A 15,191-nucleotide genomic window follows, 5' to 3' on the forward strand; every position below is an offset into this window, starting at 1 on the left:
GGAGAACAGCTTATGAAACGAACCGAACTAAATCTAGCCGAACGGCGCAAGATCGCGGGATCTTTTGCATAGGAAGGTAACAGTCGCCGAGATTGCGAGCCAGATCAATCGCCACCGTGCGACTGTCTATCGTGAGATCAAACGCAATTTCTTCAAGGATGAAGGGTTGCTTCAGCTCAATGGCTATTACGGGATGCTTGCACAGAAATCGACGGCTGATCGCCGTGCAAGACGTCGCAAACTGGTGCGTATTCCTGAACTCCGGGAAGCTGTGATAGGATGGCTCCATGAAGGTTGGTCACCGGAACAGATTGCAGGTCGTCTAAAGCTTGAAGGTCATGCAACGACCGTCAGTCATGAGACGGTTTACGCCTATGTCTAGAGCCCAGACGGTCAATCACAGGCGTTGGCACGTTACCTTCCAGAACGGCGAAAGAAGCGAAAACCGCGCTATTCTCGCAGACCTCGCGGCATGATGTTTCCGCTTGAACGATCGATCCACAACAGGCCTGAGTATATCAAAGAACATTCAACTTTTGGGGAATGGGAAGGTGATCTTATGATTTTCCGGCGAGAGCACGGGAAAGCAAACGTCGCATCGTTGGTCGAACGGAAGACCCGCTTTGCAGCCTTGTTCCGCAACAATGATCGCAGTTCGAAACACTTCATGGCGAAACTCATGAACGTAATGGAACCCCTGCCCCAGATCGCGCGCCAGTCTATTACTTTTGATCGTGGAATTGAGTTCTCGGGATGGCGAAAGCTGGAAACAGAAATTGGAACGAGCGCCTAGTTCTGTGATCTGCAGGCCCCATGGCAAAAAGGCTCGGTTGAGAACCTGAACAAACGGGCACGAAGGTATTTGCCGCGCGATACCCCAATCGCGGCGCTCTCAAGTCGCGACATGAAGGCGATTTGTGACCGCCTGAACGAAATGCCAAGGAAATGTCTTGGGTGGCGAACGCCAACAGAAGCATTCACCGAAGAACTGAGAAAACTTGGATACCAAGAAATGTCGCAACCTAACTTGAGATCACATCGTTGCGCGCTGGCCGTCGGATAGGGCCTGTGAGCCCGAGGGTTCGCTACTCCGACAGGGTCAGGTGCACCTTCACCGACTTTGAACGATCCGTGGCGGTACGGAAGGCTTCCAGCGCCTGCTCCAGCGGGAAATTCTGGGTGATCATCGGGCGAACGTCGATCCGGCCGGTGACAATCGCTTCGACCGCTTCAGCGAATTCGGCGTCGAAACGGAAAGTGCCCAGAACGCGCAGCTCTTTTGCCACGACCGCGTTCAAAGGGAGCGGTGTGTCGCCTGCGACACCGACCTGCACTAGCGTCCCGCGCGGGCGCAAGGCCGCGATGGCGGATCGGATCGCGGGTTCGGCCGCAGAGCATTCAAAAACCACATCGAAGTGGCCCTTGTCTGCTGCGAACACGGTCATCGCTTCGGCGTCTTGCATCACGTTGATGCAGCGCGTCGCCCCCATTCGGGACGCGACAGCAAGAGCTTCGTCCTGAAGGTCGGTCACCACGATTTCAAACGCGCCTTCCTTTGCGGCGATTGCCGAGCACAAAACGCCGATGGGCCCCGCGCCGGTGATCAGGACCCGCTTGCCGGAGAGATCACCCGCAATGCGGGCGGCGTGCAGGCACACAGCAAGGGGTTCGGCGCAGGCAACGGCCCCAAGATCGGCCTCGGGGGGGACCTTGACGCATTGCGAGGCACTCACGACTATTCGGGTGCGGAATAACCCCTGTTCGTGCGGTAGACGAATGGCCGATCCGTTGAACCGCATGTTCAGGCAGTGCATGGTCAGCCCTTCGAGGCAATACGGGCACGTGCCGCAGGGGCGACTGGGGTTTACGGCGACACCGTCTCCTTCGGCCAAGCCGTCGACTCCCGGGCCCACGGCCAAAACGCGGCCAGACGCTTCGTGTCCCAGAATGATCGGTTCGCGCACGCGGATCGTGCCAATTCCGCCTTGTGACAGATAGTGCATGTCCGACCCGCATATACCGCCTGACGCCATGGCCAGCAGGACCTGACCTTCGCTGGGAGCCTCGACGACGTCGGTTTCAATGCGCAGATCGTCCTGACCGTGGAGGCGGCAAACTCGGGTTTCCATCGGGAACCTCACTTTATCAGAAGGGACGGCAACCATGTTGCCAGGGCAGGAATGTAGGACACCGCCAGAAGTACCGCGATGTTGGTCAGCAGGAACGGCAGGATTGCTTTGACCACCGGCATCAGCGGCAGCCGTGCGATTCCCGCGCAAACAAAAAGGCAGACACCGACGGGCGGGGTGGTCAGGCCGATCATCAGGTTCAGCACTGCAAAGGTAGCGAAGTGCAATGGTTCGATCCCGACGGCTTCAGCCAGGGACAGAAGCGGTACGAATAGGATGATAAGGGCGGCGATGGTTTCCATGAACATGCCAACAAACAGCAGCAGGAGGTTGATCAGCAGAATGACGAGGAACCGATTGTCGGTGAAGCTGAGTACACCGTCCGCGATGGTCTGCGGGATGCGTTCCGACACCAGGATCCAGCCAAATACGTTGGCGAACCCGACGAGCGCCAAGATGCCTGCAGCGGAGGTGCCACTTTCGACGACGATGCCGGGGAGTTCTCGGACTGGCAATTCACGGTAGATGAACGCGCCGACGATGAAGGCATAGACCGACGCCACGATGGCGGTTTCAGTCGGCGTGGCAAGACCGGACAGCAAGCCGTAGATGATCAGGAACGTCATCGCCAGCGCCCAGAACGCCCCGGCGAAGGATTTTGCGACCTCTTTGAACCCTTGCCACGGCTGGCGTGGGAAATTGCGGCGACGGGAGATGACGTAGGCCGTGACCATCATCGCCAGCCCCATCAGGATGCCGGGAATGGCGCCGGCCAGAAACATCTGCCCCACGGATATGCCGGACAGCGCCCCCACGATGATCATCGGCACGGATGGCGGAATGATCGGCCCCACGGTAGAGGAGGCAGCCGTGACAGCGGCGGAGAAATCAGCTGGATAGCCGGCCTTCTTCATACCAGGGATCATGACGCCCCCGATTGAGGCGGCGTCGGCCACGGCCGTGCCGGTGATGCCGCCGAACAGCATGGATGCCGCAATGTTGGTCAAACCCAGGCCGCCCCTGATCCAGCCGACCAGCGAATTGGCGAAGCGGATGATGCGCTGTGTGATTCCGCCGCGGTTCATCAGATTGCCTGCTAGGATGAAGCCCGGAATGGACAACAGCACGAAGACATCCATGCCGGCATACATCTTTTGCGGCATCACGACGGCGGGGATGCCCGACAAAAGCAAATAGGCAAGCGAAGAAATGCCCAGCGTGATGGCAACGGGGATTCCAACGATCAGGCCGCCGATGAAAACGAGGAACAGTACGGTGACGCCCATGTGTCAGAGGTCCTCTTCGGGTTTGACGGGAAGGCCGTTTTCCTTGCCAGTCACCATACCCAGCACACGCAACGCAGCGAACACCAGAAGGAAGACCAGCAACAAGAAGACGGTAACGTGAACGAAATCCATGCGCAGACCCAGCGCGGGGGATGTCTGCATCGACCCGATGCTGGTATAGCGCCAGGCGTGCGGCAGCAGATACAGTGCCAGCCCGCTTGTCGCCAAGGCCGCGATCAGCCGCAGGCTCCAGGGCGCGCGTCCGGGCAGGCTTTCGCAGATCACATCGACGTTGACCAGATCGCCCGAGCGGAAAGACAGCCCCGCCCCGAAGGCTACCATGAACAGCAAAGCATAGCGGGTGAGCTCCTCGGTCCAGACAAAGGCGATGCCGGTGAGGCGACCGGTGACTTGCACAAGGACGGCGACGATCAGAACCGCGAAGGACAATCCGGTGCCCCATTGGGCCAGCCGTGTCACAAGATGAATGATCGTATCGGGGGGTTTCATGAAACATCCTTGGCAAGTGAATGTGGCGGTTGCGGCGCCACCGAAGCGGCGCCGCGGGGAGGGATCACTCGGTAAAGAGGCCTTCGACGATGGGCCGGACTTCGTCGCTGACGTTCATCAAGACCGCATCCTTGGCTGCCGCCTGAAACGCGGCTCCGTCGACCTCGACGAAGGTCATGCCCTGCTCTTCGAGGTAGGCACGGTCGTCTGCGACGGACTGCTCGAACAATTCACGCTCGTACTCCTGTGCACGCGCGGCGGCTTCCATGACGTGGCCCTGATCTTCTTCGCTCAGCTGCTTCCATTTGGATTCAGCGATGGTCAGATAGATCCAGCTGCGTACGTGCTCTGTCAGGTTCACGTGGCTTTGCACCTCGGCGAAGCTGGCGGACCGGATCAGGGCAAGGGGGTTTTCCTGCGCTTCGATAGTGCCGTTCTGAAGCGAGGTGAACACCTCTGAGAACGCCATCGGACCGGGATTCGCGCCAAGCGCCTGCCAAGTGTCGACGAACAACGGCACGTTCGGCACGCGCATCTTCAGACCCTGAAGATCGTCGGGGCTGGCGATGGGGCGGTTCGACGTCAGGTTGCGCGGGCCGCGTGCGAAATAGGCGATGGGGCGGATCTGCGCGTTCGCGATGATCTCTGCCTTGATCTGGTCGCCGATGTCACCGGACGCCACTTCGTCCATATGCTCGATTGATCGGTAGGCGTAGGGCACGGCCAGCAGGGCGGCCATGGGTGACCAGTTTTGCAGGCTTTCGCCGGTAATCGTCATGTCGACGGTGCCCAGTTGCATGCCGTTGATCAGGTCGATTTCCTTGCCGAGGCTTTCGTTCGGGAACACCTCGACCGCGATACGGCCGTCGGTCAGCGCGGACAGTTCCTCGCCGAACTTGACGGAGGCCAGGTGCCACGGGTTGTCCTCGTTAGCGAGGTGGCCCAGTTGCAGTGTCATGTCCTGCGCGAAGGCCGGGATGGCCGACATTGCCGCGACGGATGCCGCTGCGAAGGTTGTTTTCCAGTTGAATGTCATGTGTCGTCTCCTCCTTGGATGGGTGCGTTGACCGGTTCGGGAATGGGCCCGTCCGGCACGTCGAAAAAGTCGGGATTGGCCATCAGGATCTGCGGCAGGTCGTTGAGAATCTCGCGCAGGTGGCCCCGAATGGCCGCATTGGCCCCCGCGGAATCGCCGATCTCTATGCGGTCGACGACCGCTTTGTGTTGTTCGATCAGTTTCAGGACAGGCAAGTGACCCAGCGATAGGAATCGGACCCGATCCATCTGGGACTTCAGCCCCTCGATCAGCCGCCAGGCGTCGGCCTTGCCGGCGGCGTCGGCCAAGGTGCGGTGAAAGCGGTCATCCATGCCGATGAAGTTGTGCGGATCGCCGTGCACCGCCGCCGCCTGCGCCTTAAGCTGGGCGCGAAGGTCCTGGACAACAGCAGGATCCGGGGTCGCAGCTAGGATCGCCACGATGTCCGCCTCGATCGCCTCGCGCAGGAACCGCGAACTCAGCACCGCGCCGTAGCCGATCTTCGTTATGACGGTACCGCGCTGCGGCCGAATAGCGACGAGACCTTCGCTGGACAGCTTGATGAACGCTTCGCGGACAGGTTGGCGGCTGACCGAACATGCCCGCGCGATTTCGCTTTCGGAAATGTTATCACCAGGAGAATAGCGATTGCGAATGATGGCCTCGCGCAAGCGGACATGGATCTGCGGTGAGATTGCCGCAGATGGATCCAGGTCATTCGCAATAGGGCTATGTGCCGTCATGATTCGTCTCCTCCCTCACAGCATCTACCATACTTCCATACTAGTCAGCAACAGTTGGTTATGTTAAGACCGTGCCAAGCGACTCGGGAGGATAAGAGATGAAACAGACATGGCGTTGGTTCGGGCCGAAGGATCTCGTGTCGATCGACGACACGCGACAAGCGGGGGTGACGGGGATCGTCTCGTCCTTGCACCACGTAGCGACAGGCGCGGTCTGGTCGCCGGACGAGATTGCCGCGCGCCAAAGCGACATCGCCACAATGAAGGACGGCAGCCCCTCCGGCATTGCGTGGGACGTCGTCGAAAGCCTGCCGGTGTCCGAGGACATCAAGAAACAGACGGGCCAATGGCGCGACCATATCGAGGCTTATAAACAAAGCCTTCATAATCTGGCAGACGCCGGCCTGTCGGTGATTTGCTACAATTTCATGCCTGTCCTCGACTGGACCCGCACGGATCTCGCATGGGCGCGGCCCTCTGGTGCCACATGCATGCGGTTTGACCTCGTCGATTTCGCGGCCTTCGATCTGCACGTGTTGAAACGTGACGGGGCCGCCGATGATTTCGACGATGCCCTGCGTGATGAGGCAACCGCACGTTTCGAGGCGATGAGCGAGGCACACCGCGAAGATCTTGCCAAGAATGTCGTGTTCGGCCTGCCCGGCGCGGCTGAGAGCTTCACGCTCGACGATGTTCGCCGGCATGTTGCCGAATACAGCGCCATCGACGAAGACCGTCTGCGTCGGCACCTGATCGATTTTCTTGAAGAAGTGGCCCCCGTTGCGCAAGCCAGAGGCCTGCGCCTGTGTTGCCATCCCGACGATCCGCCGGTGCCGCTGCTGGGCCTGCCGCGCATCATGTCCACCGAGGCGCAGTACAGGAAAGTCATGCAGGCCGTCGATCTGCCCGCCAACGGGATTACCTTGTGTTCCGGCTCGCTCGGGGCGCGGTCGGACAATGACCTGCCGGGGATGATGGAACGGTTGGGCGACCGTGTACACTTTCTGCATCTGCGCAACGTGAAACGTGAAAGCGATGCCCTGTTCGGATCTTTCTTTGAGGATGAACACCTTGAGGGCGACACGGACATGGTGGCCCTGATCGCCGCTGCCTTGAACGAAGAGGACAAGCGCCGCGCGCAGGGTCGCGACGATTGGTCGATCCCGTTCCGCCCTGATCACGGCCAGGACATCCTTGATGACTTGCACCGCAAAGCGCAGCCAGGCTATCCGGCAATCGGTCGACTAAAGGGGCTGGCCGAATTGCGCGGTGTAATCGCAGGGCTGCAGCACGGGCGACCCCAAACATGATGACACGGCTGATGGCACTCGAAGGCATACCGGACAGCGTGCGCGTTCCCGCATACCGACGTGAAAATCATGGTGCGGGGATCGTCCATCTGGGTCTGGGCGCGTTCCACAAGGCACACCAAGCCGCCTATACTGACGACGCGATAGAGCATTCGGGCGGCGACTGGCGCATCGTCGGGGTCAGCCTGCGCAGCGAGGCACCATCGCGCGAACTGCAGCCGCAGAACGGGCTCTACACGGTCATCGAACGGGACTTTTCCGGCAGCCGCACGCGTGTGATTGGGTCCATTGCAGCGGCCCATTGTCTCAAGACCGACCGCGCCGCGATTGAGGCCGCGCTGCAGGATCCCGCCACACGGATCGTCTCGATCACAGTGACGGAAAAGGGCTACGGGCTGGACCGGGCGACGGGGGGCATAGCAATCGATCACCCGGCCATCGCGCATGACCTGTCCCATCCAGCCGAACCACAGGGTTTGGCCGGTCTTCTGGTCCGCGCGTTGGGTCAACGCCGCGCGGCGGGCGTGCCGCCCTTCACTGTTCTGTCTTGTGATAATCTTCCAGACAATGGTCCCGTGTTGCGCAGCCTGCTGATCGATTTTTGCCGCCATGCGGCACCCGAACTGGTCGATCACATCACGTTCGACGTGGCCTTTCCCGCGACCATGGTGGACAGGATCACCCCTGCCCCCACGCTCGAAACCCTCGCGCTTGCAAGCCGGATGACCGGCCATGCCGACGAAGCCGCTATCGAGACCGAAGGGTTCCACCAATGGGTGATCGAAGATTCGTTCCCGACAGGACGCCCGAAATGGGAGGCGGGCGGCGCGATCTTCACAGATGACGTGCGCCCTTACGAGGCGATGAAACTGCGGATGCTGAACGGTGCCCACTCGATGCTGGCCTACACCGGTTTTGCGGCAGGGCATCGCTACGTGCGCGATGTCATGGCCGATCCTGCCTTGTCGCGCCTCGTCTCGCGCCACCTCTACGCCGCCGCCGCGACGTTGCGGCCCTTGCCGGGTGTGGATTTCGCCGGTTACGCGGCCCAGCTCGAAGAGCGGTTTTGCAATCCGCATCTGGCGCATGAGACCTACCAGATCGCCATGGACGGGTCGGAGAAGATCACACAGCGTATCCTCGCCCCCGCGCAGTACGCCAGCAGCAAAGGTCAGGACCTTCGTCCGTTCGCCTTTGCCACGGCAGCCTGGATGCGCCATCTGACCGGGTCGACCCACGACTGTGCACCTTACGAGGTGCGCGACCCGCGCGCGAAAGACCTGGGTGCTATGACACGGGGTCAGCCCGCTTCACATATCGTTTTCGCGCTGCGCGACGCATCCTTCGTGCCAACCACGCTCGCGCGGGACGACGTATTCTGGGCTCAGGTCGAAGAGCTGCTTCACGCAATGCTGACCCGTCCCATGGCGGATGTCATCGCACAGGAGGTTGCATGAAGCGCCTTGTCTCAATCGGGGAATGTATGCTGGAGCTGTCCGCTGCCAAAGGCGATCTTTGGCGTATGGGTATAGCCGGCGATACGCTGAACACCGCATGGTACGCGCGCGCCTGCGTGCCCGCCGATTGGGTCGTGGCCTATGGGACCTGCATCGGCACCGACGAGGTGTCGCAGCGCATTCCGACCTTTTTGGCCGAAAACGGGCTTGAGACCGATCGGGTGCTGACCCACCCGACCCGGTCCGTCGGCTTGTACATGATTTCGCTGCATGATGGGGAGCGCAGCTTTACCTACTGGCGCGACACCTCCGCTGCCCGAACCCTGGCGAGCGATCCGGACCGGCTTCTGGCGTTGACCGCAGACGCAAATGTTCTGCATGTCTCCGGGATAACCCTTGCGATCCTGCCGCCTGTGGGACGTGCCGCGCTCATCGAGGTCCTGCGTCAACGCCGCAGCGAGGGGTGCACGATCTCCTTCGATCCCAACTTGAGACCCCGACTATGGGAAAACCCGCAATCGGCCGTAGAGGCCCTGACCGAGATGGCGCGTGTCGCCACCATCGTCCTGCCGTCCTTTGACGACGAGCGGACGGCTTTCGGCGACGCGACGCCGGATGACACGGTCACGCGCTATGTCGCCCTGGGCGCCGACACGGTCGTGGTCAAGAACGGCGGTGGACGGATCGCGGCCTCGCACGGGGGCAGGAGAAGCGAGTTCGATGGTTTCGCGCGGGTGACACCGGTGGACACGACCGGGGCGGGGGACAGTTTCAACGGAGCTTTCCTGGCCGCGCTGGCAAGCGGCCAGCCGCTGCACGAGGCCGTCGCGTCAGGCCACTGTATCGCCCGGCAGGTCGTCGGTCACCGGGGCGGGCTGATGCCGAAGGATAAGATAAGCAAAACGCAGATGGACTGACCTGCGAACACGTGCAACCTGACTTGCTTCCGAGAAACATGATGTGACTTGATCCACATACCGGCGGGGGTGGTGCGTGGATCGAGCTGTCGCGGTAGATCCAGTGTTCTTTCTGACGCGAGCGACGGTAGATGTTGAAGACCTGAGGGCAGAGCGGGGCGTGGTTGTCAGCCCGGAAACGATCAGGCTGTGGGTCACCCGCTTGCTGGGGGTGCCTGAACAAGACTGCATAAAAACCTTGGTTTGGACCCTCTGTGCTTGTATCTGCATGCGGGAGGTGAACGGGCTGTCTTTGGGCCGCCCTGGCCACAAAGGACCTATCTATGAGCACCACCCCTGCCCCGACCGATTCTGCTATTGGATTTTTTGAGCGCTACCTGACCGTCTGGATTGCGCTTGCCATGGCCGCAGGCATTGCACTGGGGTCCTTTGCGCCGGGTGTGGTCAATGCCATTGCCGCAGCCGAGGTCTATTCGATCAATCTGGTTGTGGCCGTGCTGATCTGGGCCATGGTCTATCCGATGATGGTTGGTGTTGATTTTGGCGCGGTCTCTGGCGTTGCCCGCCAGCCCAAGGGCTTGCTGGTGACGCTTGTGGTCAATTGGCTGATCAAACCCTTTACCATGGCCTTTCTGGCGGTGTTGTTCTTTGACTCCCTGTTTGCCCCCTGGATCGCGCCTGAGGATGCGGCGCAATATACCGCCGGGCTGATCCTTTTGGGGGCAGCGCCCTGTACTGCCATGGTTTTTGTCTGGTCGCAGCTCACCCGTGGGGATGCCACCTATACGCTGGTGCAGGTCTCGGTGAATGATCTGATCATGGTGGTGGCCTTTGCCCCAATCGTGGCCTTTCTGCTGGGGGTGACAGAGATCTCGGTGCCCTGGTCCACTCTGGTTCTGGCCACCCTGCTTTATGTGGTGCTACCTTTGATTGCTGGCCTCATCACCCGGAGCATTCTGGGCGGGCAAGAGGCGATTGATGCCTTTAAAGCCCGCGTCAAACCTTTGTCCATCATCGGTTTGATCGCCACAGTGGTGATCCTGTTTGGTCTGCAGGGAGAGGTGATTCTGGCCAAGCCCATGGTGATCGCGCTGATAGCTGTGCCCATCCTTATTCAAAGTTATGGTATGTTTGCGCTCGCCTATGGGGCTGCCCATGTGCTGAAGGTGCCCCACCGCATCGCAGCCCCCTGTGCAATGATCGCCACCTCAAATTTCTTTGAGCTGGCCGTGGCGGTTGCGATCAGCCTGTTTGGCCTGCACTCTGGGGCCGCACTGGCCACCGTTGTCGGCGTGCTGGTCGAAGTGCCTGTCATGTTGTCGCTGGTGGCTTTTGCCAATCGGACCCGCAGCAGGTTCCCGTCCCATAGCTAAGGCTCAATAGGCGGCAGCCCTGATCGGCGATCTTGATCAGAGCTGTGCCGAGGTGCCCCTTTCCTTTTCCGGTCCTGCGGTGTCCGTTCTTTTGGGACATAAAACCATTGCCACAGATTATCTATTTCGATAATACGTGAAATATGGAAGAACAGATTCCCCTCCGCTTGTCCATCCTAGGGCACCCCCAGCGCCTTGCGGTGTTTCGCCTGCTGATGCGGCGTTACCCCGATCACGTCGCCGCCGGCGAGATCAGCGCGGCTTTGGACATCAAGGCCAGCACATTATCGTCATATCTTTCTGCTTTGATGCAGGCGGATCTGGTGACCAAAACCCGCACCGGCACCTGGCTGCGGTATCAGGTCAACATTGACACGACACGTAAAACGCTCGACGCGCTATATCTGGACTGCTGTAGGGGCCGCCCGGATTTGTGCACATCTTTTCAGCAGTCTGCTGCGTCAGAGGAAAGACAAATGACTGACCGGAAATACAATGTTCTCTTTATTTGCACGGGCAATTCCGCCCGCTCCATTTTTGCCGAAGCCATCCTGAATGCAAAAGGCCAGGATCGGTTCCAGGTCTATTCAGCCGGCACCACGCCGCAGTCCAGCCTCAACCCTATTGCGGTCGAGATGCTTAAATCCAAAGGCCACGATGTGAGCGGTCTGCGGTCCAAGAACATCGAGGAGTTCATGGGCGAGGATGCGCCGCAGTTCGACTTTGTGTTTACCGTCTGTGACCAGGCCGCAAATGAGCAATGCCCCACCTGGGAGGGTCAGCCGATCAGCGCCCATTGGGGTATGCCCGACCCGGTCAAGGCCACAGGCACCGATGCCGAAAAGAGCCTCGCCTTCCATCAGGCCTATGGGGTGCTGTTGCACCGGCTGCAGGGGTTTGCTGCCCTGCCGATTGGCCAGTTGGATCGTATTTCCCTGCAAAACGCGGTCGATAAGATCGCGCTGACTTCCGAGTAGGACAAACCATGACCACCTATGCACTGAACGGCCTTGGCCGAATGGGCAAACTTGCGCTGAAACCACTGCTGGAGAGCGGGGCTGAAATCGCTTGGATCAATGATGCAGTCGGCAGTCCTGAGATGCATGCGCATCTGCTGGAATTTGACTCGGTGCATGGTCGCTGGGACGCCGCGTTCAGCCATGATGCGACCTCCATCATCATCAATGGTACCCGCCTGCCAACCCATTGTGAACGCCGCCTTGAGGATTTGCCGCTGGAAGGTGTCGACGTGGTGATCGATTGCACCGGCGTATTCAAAACAGAGGCCAAGCTGGCACCCTATTTTGAGGCCGGCGTCAAAAAGGTCGTGGTCTCTGCCCCGGTCAAGGATGGCGATGCCGCCAATATCGTCGTTGGGGTAAATGATGACAGCTACCAACCCGATCGCCACCGGATCATCACCGCCGCCAGTTGCACCACCAATTGCCTGGCCCCGGTGGTCAAGGTGATCCACGAAACGCTTGGCATCAAACACGGCTCGATCACCACCATCCATGACGTGACCAACACCCAGACCATTGTGGACCGGCCCGCCAAAGACCTGCGCCGGGCGCGTTCTGCGCTGACCAATCTGATCCCGACCACCACCGGCAGCGCCACGGCCATCACGTTGATCTACCCCGAGCTGGCGGGCAAGCTGAACGGCCATGCGGTACGGGTGCCACTGCTGAATGCCTCGATCACCGATTGTGTGTTTGAGGTGGAGCGCAAAACCACCGCAGAAGAGGTCAACGCCCTGTTCAAGGCAGCCTCCGAAGACGGCCCGCTCAAAGGGATTCTCGGCTATGAGACCCGTCCGCTGGTCTCTGCGGATTACACCAATGACCAGCGCTCCAGCATTGTGGACGCGCCATCGACCATGGTGATCAATGGCACCCAGGTAAAGATCTACGCCTGGTATGACAATGAAATGGGTTATGCCTATCGGCTGGTGGATGTGGCCCGCATGGTTGGGGATCAGCTGTGACACAGAAAACCGGATTGGCGGCCTATATCGCGGTCACGGCCTCCTATTGGGCCTTTATGCTGACCGATGGCGCCTTGCGGATGTTGGTGCTGCTGCATTTTCACAGCCTCGGTTTTTCGCCGGTGCAGTTGGCCTATCTCTTTGTGCTCTATGAGATTGCCGGCATGGTGACCAATCTGTCAGCAGGCTGGATCGCAGCGCGGTTTGGGCTGGCGGCGACGCTTTATGCGGGGCTTTCCCTGCAGGTGGTTGCCCTGTTGCTGCTGACACAGCTGGACCCCAGCTGGCAGATCGGTGCCTCTGTCACCTTTGTGATGCTGGTGCAGGGCCTGTCAGGCGTGGCCAAAGATCTGGCAAAGATGTCGTCCAAATCCGCCGTCAAGCTGCTCGCCCCTACCCAGGGCGACGGGCTGTTTCGCTGGGTTGCGGTGCTGACCGGATCAAAAAACGCTGTCAAAGGCCTGGGCTTTTTGCTGGGGGCTGCGCTGCTTGCCTTTGCCGGGTTTACCTGGGCTGTCCTTGGCATGGCGGTGATCCTCGCGGTGATCCTTGCTGCGGTTCTGCTGGCCATGCCGCAGGGCTTGCCGGTGGGCCGTAAGGGGGCCAAATTCACCGAGGTCTTTTCAAAGTCGCGCAATGTGAACTGGCTGTCTGCCGCGCGGGTGTTTTTGTTTGGCGCGCGTGACATCTGGTTTGTTGTCGGCATTCCGGTCTATTTCTACGCGGTGTTTTCGGATGGCAGCGAAGCGGGCAACCGGGCAGCGTTTTTCCTGATTGGCAGCTTCATGGCGGTCTGGACGATTTTGTACGGCGCCATTCAGGCCTCTGCTCCGCGTATTCTACAGGCGGCAACGCGCAGTGAAGCCGAGCTGATCGCAGCAGCCCGGACCTGGGCCATGGCGCTGGCCGTGGTGCCTGCAGGGCTTGCCCTGGCGGTGTTGCTGGCCGGGGAGCCGATGCTTTGGCTCACAGTGACGCTGGTTGCAGGTTTGCTGGCATTTGGCGCCATCTTTGCGGTCAATTCTTCACTGCATTCCTATCTGATCCTTGCCTTCACCAAGGCCGAGCGGGTGACGATGGATGTGGGGTTCTACTATATGGCAAACGCCGCAGGGCGATTGGCCGGCACGGTGCTGTCTGGGCTGACCTATCAGCTCGGCGGCTTGGCGGCCTGCCTTGCCACTGCGGCGGCAATGGTTGTTCTCAGCGCTGTTGCAGCTGGTCAGTTGCAGGATAGGTCCCCTGACAGGCCAGCTGGCGCAGGGGGGTGAAACAGGTCGTGGACCCTGCAGCAGTACGTCCTGACAGGCTGTAGAACCTTGGTCGTTTGGGTTGCTGCCCGGAGCTTAATGACCAGCATCTTTCCATGTGGTCGGGGTCAGATAAAGAATGGCATCGTCAACACTAACCATTACCTCGCCGTCCTGAATATTCACCTGCAATTTCATGGAGCGGCTTGCAAGTTTTTCCAGCCCCTGGGTCTCCGCCTCCGACAGATTGATAACCGTCAGATTATCAAACCGGGTGGTGCTGTTCTTGATCTTGTCCCACCAGGTTTCCGCTGTTCTGCCACCGTAGCAATAGATAATCACCTCATTGGCTTTGCCGCAGGACTGACGCACCACCTTGTCGCTGGGCAGTCCCAGCGCCACCCATAATTCCAGCTCACCGCTGAGGCTTTTCTGCCAGATGTCAGGTTCGTCATCTGTGGACAGCCCCTTGGTCAGTTCCAAATGCTCATGTGCGTTTAAGGCAAAGGCAAGAAGGCGCACCATCAATCGTTCATCCGTCTCCGAAGGATGTTTGGCGACGGTCAGCTTGTGGGTCTCATAGTAGTGACGATCCATATCGGATACGGACAGTTCAACTTTGTAGATGGTGGATTTTTGCGCCATGGTTTGCCCCGATATAGCGAAGATAGGGATGCCTAGTGCGTCTGGCAGGGGGGTAAAAGGAAATAAAGCGATTTTGGGAAAAAACCACACAGAGAGAAGCCTAGCCGGGCGAGGCCAAAGGTGGCCGTGATTTATGGCTCAGCGATCTGGCTCTTTAGGGTGCTGACCCTGGACGGCCTGCCCCTTTGGCGACGCCGGGGCGGCGCAAAGTGCCATGGGGTGTTTTGCCCGATCAAAAAAATCTGAGATATGCAGAAGCGCCAAACCCCTTGAATTGGGGATTATTCACGTTTGTTCAGGTGCTTAACCCGAATTCTATAGGTGTATAGAAAACCCGCCATTTTAAAATTTTAGCCCTTGCGCAACTGCCAGTGACTAAGTAATACACCGACACCAACAGTGGCCCGTTCGTCTATCGGTTAGGACGTCAGGTTTTCAACCTGAAAAGAGGGGTTCGACTCCCCTACGGGCTGCCACTTTCCTTCCTTTCATCAGAATATTACCTGTTCGGGCGAGACCACTTTCAGTGGTTTGAACCAGAGCGCAAC

The 15,191-nt window shown here is 59.5% G+C and carries 13 protein-coding genes, 1 tRNA gene and 2 pseudogenes; 10 read left to right on the top strand and 6 right to left on the bottom strand.

The window, feature by feature from the left end; translation table 11 throughout:
• Window positions 1-12 precede the first annotated feature (12 nt).
• Window positions 13-1,063 (top strand): annotated as a pseudogene (locus JZI28_RS21025) (IS30 family transposase).
• A 22-nt stretch (window positions 1,064-1,085) separates the two neighbouring features.
• Here JZI28_RS21025 and JZI28_RS21030 read toward each other — a convergent pair.
• From JZI28_RS21030 to JZI28_RS21050, 5 genes are all read right to left on the bottom strand, one after another.
• On the bottom strand, window positions 1,086-2,129 hold the full coding sequence (locus JZI28_RS21030) for an L-idonate 5-dehydrogenase (protein ID WP_375700248.1): 1,044 nt from the start codon (window positions 2,127-2,129) through the stop codon (window positions 1,086-1,088).
• 8 nt (window positions 2,130-2,137) lie between these two features.
• Window positions 2,138-3,415 carry a TRAP transporter large permease gene (locus JZI28_RS21035; RefSeq protein WP_295450816.1) on the bottom strand — a complete coding sequence of 426 codons (1,278 nt, stop codon included), beginning with the start codon at window positions 3,413-3,415 and terminating at the stop codon, window positions 2,138-2,140.
• 3 nt (window positions 3,416-3,418) lie between these two features.
• Window positions 3,419-3,925, bottom strand: coding sequence for a TRAP transporter small permease subunit (locus JZI28_RS21040; protein ID WP_353401507.1), 507 nt, complete (start codon window positions 3,923-3,925; stop codon window positions 3,419-3,421).
• 64 nt (window positions 3,926-3,989) lie between these two features.
• Complete coding sequence (locus JZI28_RS21045) at window positions 3,990-4,961, bottom strand: TRAP transporter substrate-binding protein (RefSeq protein WP_295450812.1); 972 nt, start codon at window positions 4,959-4,961, stop codon at window positions 3,990-3,992.
• Window positions 4,958-5,704 (bottom strand): GntR family transcriptional regulator, encoded by a 747-nt coding sequence (locus JZI28_RS21050; RefSeq protein WP_375700249.1) that lies wholly within the window; start codon window positions 5,702-5,704, stop codon window positions 4,958-4,960. Before JZI28_RS21050 ends, JZI28_RS21045 begins: the two co-directional genes overlap by 4 nt.
• 98 nt (window positions 5,705-5,802) lie before the next feature.
• Between JZI28_RS21050 and uxuA the strand changes: the two genes are divergently transcribed.
• From uxuA to arsJ, 8 genes and pseudogenes are all read left to right on the top strand, one after another.
• Window positions 5,803-7,014, top strand: a complete 1,212-nt coding sequence (uxuA, locus tag JZI28_RS21055; RefSeq protein ID WP_295450808.1) for a mannonate dehydratase — start codon at window positions 5,803-5,805, stop codon at window positions 7,012-7,014.
• 11 nt (window positions 7,015-7,025) lie between these two features.
• Window positions 7,026-8,471, top strand: coding sequence for a mannitol dehydrogenase family protein (locus tag JZI28_RS21060; RefSeq protein ID WP_375700250.1), 1,446 nt, complete (start codon window positions 7,026-7,028; stop codon window positions 8,469-8,471).
• A complete protein-coding gene (locus tag JZI28_RS21065) occupies window positions 8,468-9,388 on the top strand; it encodes a sugar kinase (protein ID WP_375700251.1) in 921 nt (306 codons plus the stop codon). The genes JZI28_RS21060 and JZI28_RS21065 overlap by 4 nt, the downstream gene beginning before the upstream one ends.
• 130 nt (window positions 9,389-9,518) lie before the next feature.
• Window positions 9,519-9,623, top strand: a pseudogene (locus tag JZI28_RS21070) (IS6 family transposase); the annotation flags it as partial.
• Window positions 9,624-9,711: 88 nt separating this feature from the next.
• A complete protein-coding gene (gene arsB / locus JZI28_RS21075) occupies window positions 9,712-10,761 on the top strand; it encodes an ACR3 family arsenite efflux transporter (RefSeq protein ID WP_375700252.1) in 1,050 nt (349 codons plus the stop codon).
• Between the two features lie 143 nt (window positions 10,762-10,904).
• Window positions 10,905-11,738 (top strand): helix-turn-helix domain-containing protein, encoded by an 834-nt coding sequence (locus JZI28_RS21080; protein WP_348158404.1) that lies wholly within the window; start codon window positions 10,905-10,907, stop codon window positions 11,736-11,738.
• 8 nt (window positions 11,739-11,746) lie between these two features.
• Window positions 11,747-12,748 carry an ArsJ-associated glyceraldehyde-3-phosphate dehydrogenase gene (locus tag JZI28_RS21085; protein WP_375700253.1) on the top strand — a complete coding sequence of 334 codons (1,002 nt, stop codon included), beginning with the start codon at window positions 11,747-11,749 and terminating at the stop codon, window positions 12,746-12,748.
• Window positions 12,745-14,019 (top strand): organoarsenical effux MFS transporter ArsJ, encoded by a 1,275-nt coding sequence (arsJ, locus tag JZI28_RS21090; protein ID WP_375700254.1) that lies wholly within the window; start codon window positions 12,745-12,747, stop codon window positions 14,017-14,019. The genes JZI28_RS21085 and arsJ overlap by 4 nt, the downstream gene beginning before the upstream one ends.
• Before the next feature lie 75 nt (window positions 14,020-14,094).
• Here the strand turns inward: arsJ and JZI28_RS21095 are convergent, their stop codons facing one another.
• Window positions 14,095-14,643, bottom strand: a complete 549-nt coding sequence (locus JZI28_RS21095; RefSeq protein ID WP_375700255.1) for a YaeQ family protein — start codon at window positions 14,641-14,643, stop codon at window positions 14,095-14,097.
• Window positions 14,644-15,044: 401 nt separating this feature from the next.
• Between JZI28_RS21095 and JZI28_RS21100 the strand changes: the two genes are divergently transcribed.
• A tRNA-Glu gene (locus tag JZI28_RS21100) sits at window positions 15,045-15,119 on the top strand.
• Window positions 15,120-15,191 lie beyond the last annotated feature (72 nt).

This window comes from Pseudophaeobacter sp. TrK17 (assembly GCF_042192375.1).
In the GTDB taxonomy this organism is placed as follows: domain Bacteria; phylum Pseudomonadota; class Alphaproteobacteria; order Rhodobacterales; family Rhodobacteraceae; genus Pseudophaeobacter.

Bases quoted from the DNA above. Each gene is read 5' to 3' on its own strand.
- JZI28_RS21050 (WP_375700249.1), bottom strand. From the start codon at position 5,704: ATGACGGCACATAGCCCTATTGCGAATGACCTGGATCCATCTGCGGCA.
- JZI28_RS21030 (WP_375700248.1), bottom strand. From the start codon at position 2,129: ATGGAAACCCGAGTTTGCCGCCTCCACGGTCAGGACGATCTGCGCATT.
- JZI28_RS21080 (WP_348158404.1), top strand. From the start codon at position 10,905: ATGGAAGAACAGATTCCCCTCCGCTTGTCCATCCTAGGGCACCCCCAG.
- arsB (WP_375700252.1), top strand. From the start codon at position 9,712: ATGAGCACCACCCCTGCCCCGACCGATTCTGCTATTGGATTTTTTGAG.
- JZI28_RS21040 (WP_353401507.1), bottom strand. From the start codon at position 3,925: ATGAAACCCCCCGATACGATCATTCATCTTGTGACACGGCTGGCCCAA.
- JZI28_RS21060 (WP_375700250.1), top strand. From the start codon at position 7,026: ATGGCACTCGAAGGCATACCGGACAGCGTGCGCGTTCCCGCATACCGA.
- JZI28_RS21095 (WP_375700255.1), bottom strand. From the start codon at position 14,643: ATGGCGCAAAAATCCACCATCTACAAAGTTGAACTGTCCGTATCCGAT.
- JZI28_RS21085 (WP_375700253.1), top strand. From the start codon at position 11,747: ATGACCACCTATGCACTGAACGGCCTTGGCCGAATGGGCAAACTTGCG.
- JZI28_RS21065 (WP_375700251.1), top strand. From the start codon at position 8,468: ATGAAGCGCCTTGTCTCAATCGGGGAATGTATGCTGGAGCTGTCCGCT.
- JZI28_RS21045 (WP_295450812.1), bottom strand. From the start codon at position 4,961: ATGACATTCAACTGGAAAACAACCTTCGCAGCGGCATCCGTCGCGGCA.
- JZI28_RS21035 (WP_295450816.1), bottom strand. From the start codon at position 3,415: ATGGGCGTCACCGTACTGTTCCTCGTTTTCATCGGCGGCCTGATCGTT.
- uxuA (WP_295450808.1), top strand. From the start codon at position 5,803: ATGAAACAGACATGGCGTTGGTTCGGGCCGAAGGATCTCGTGTCGATC.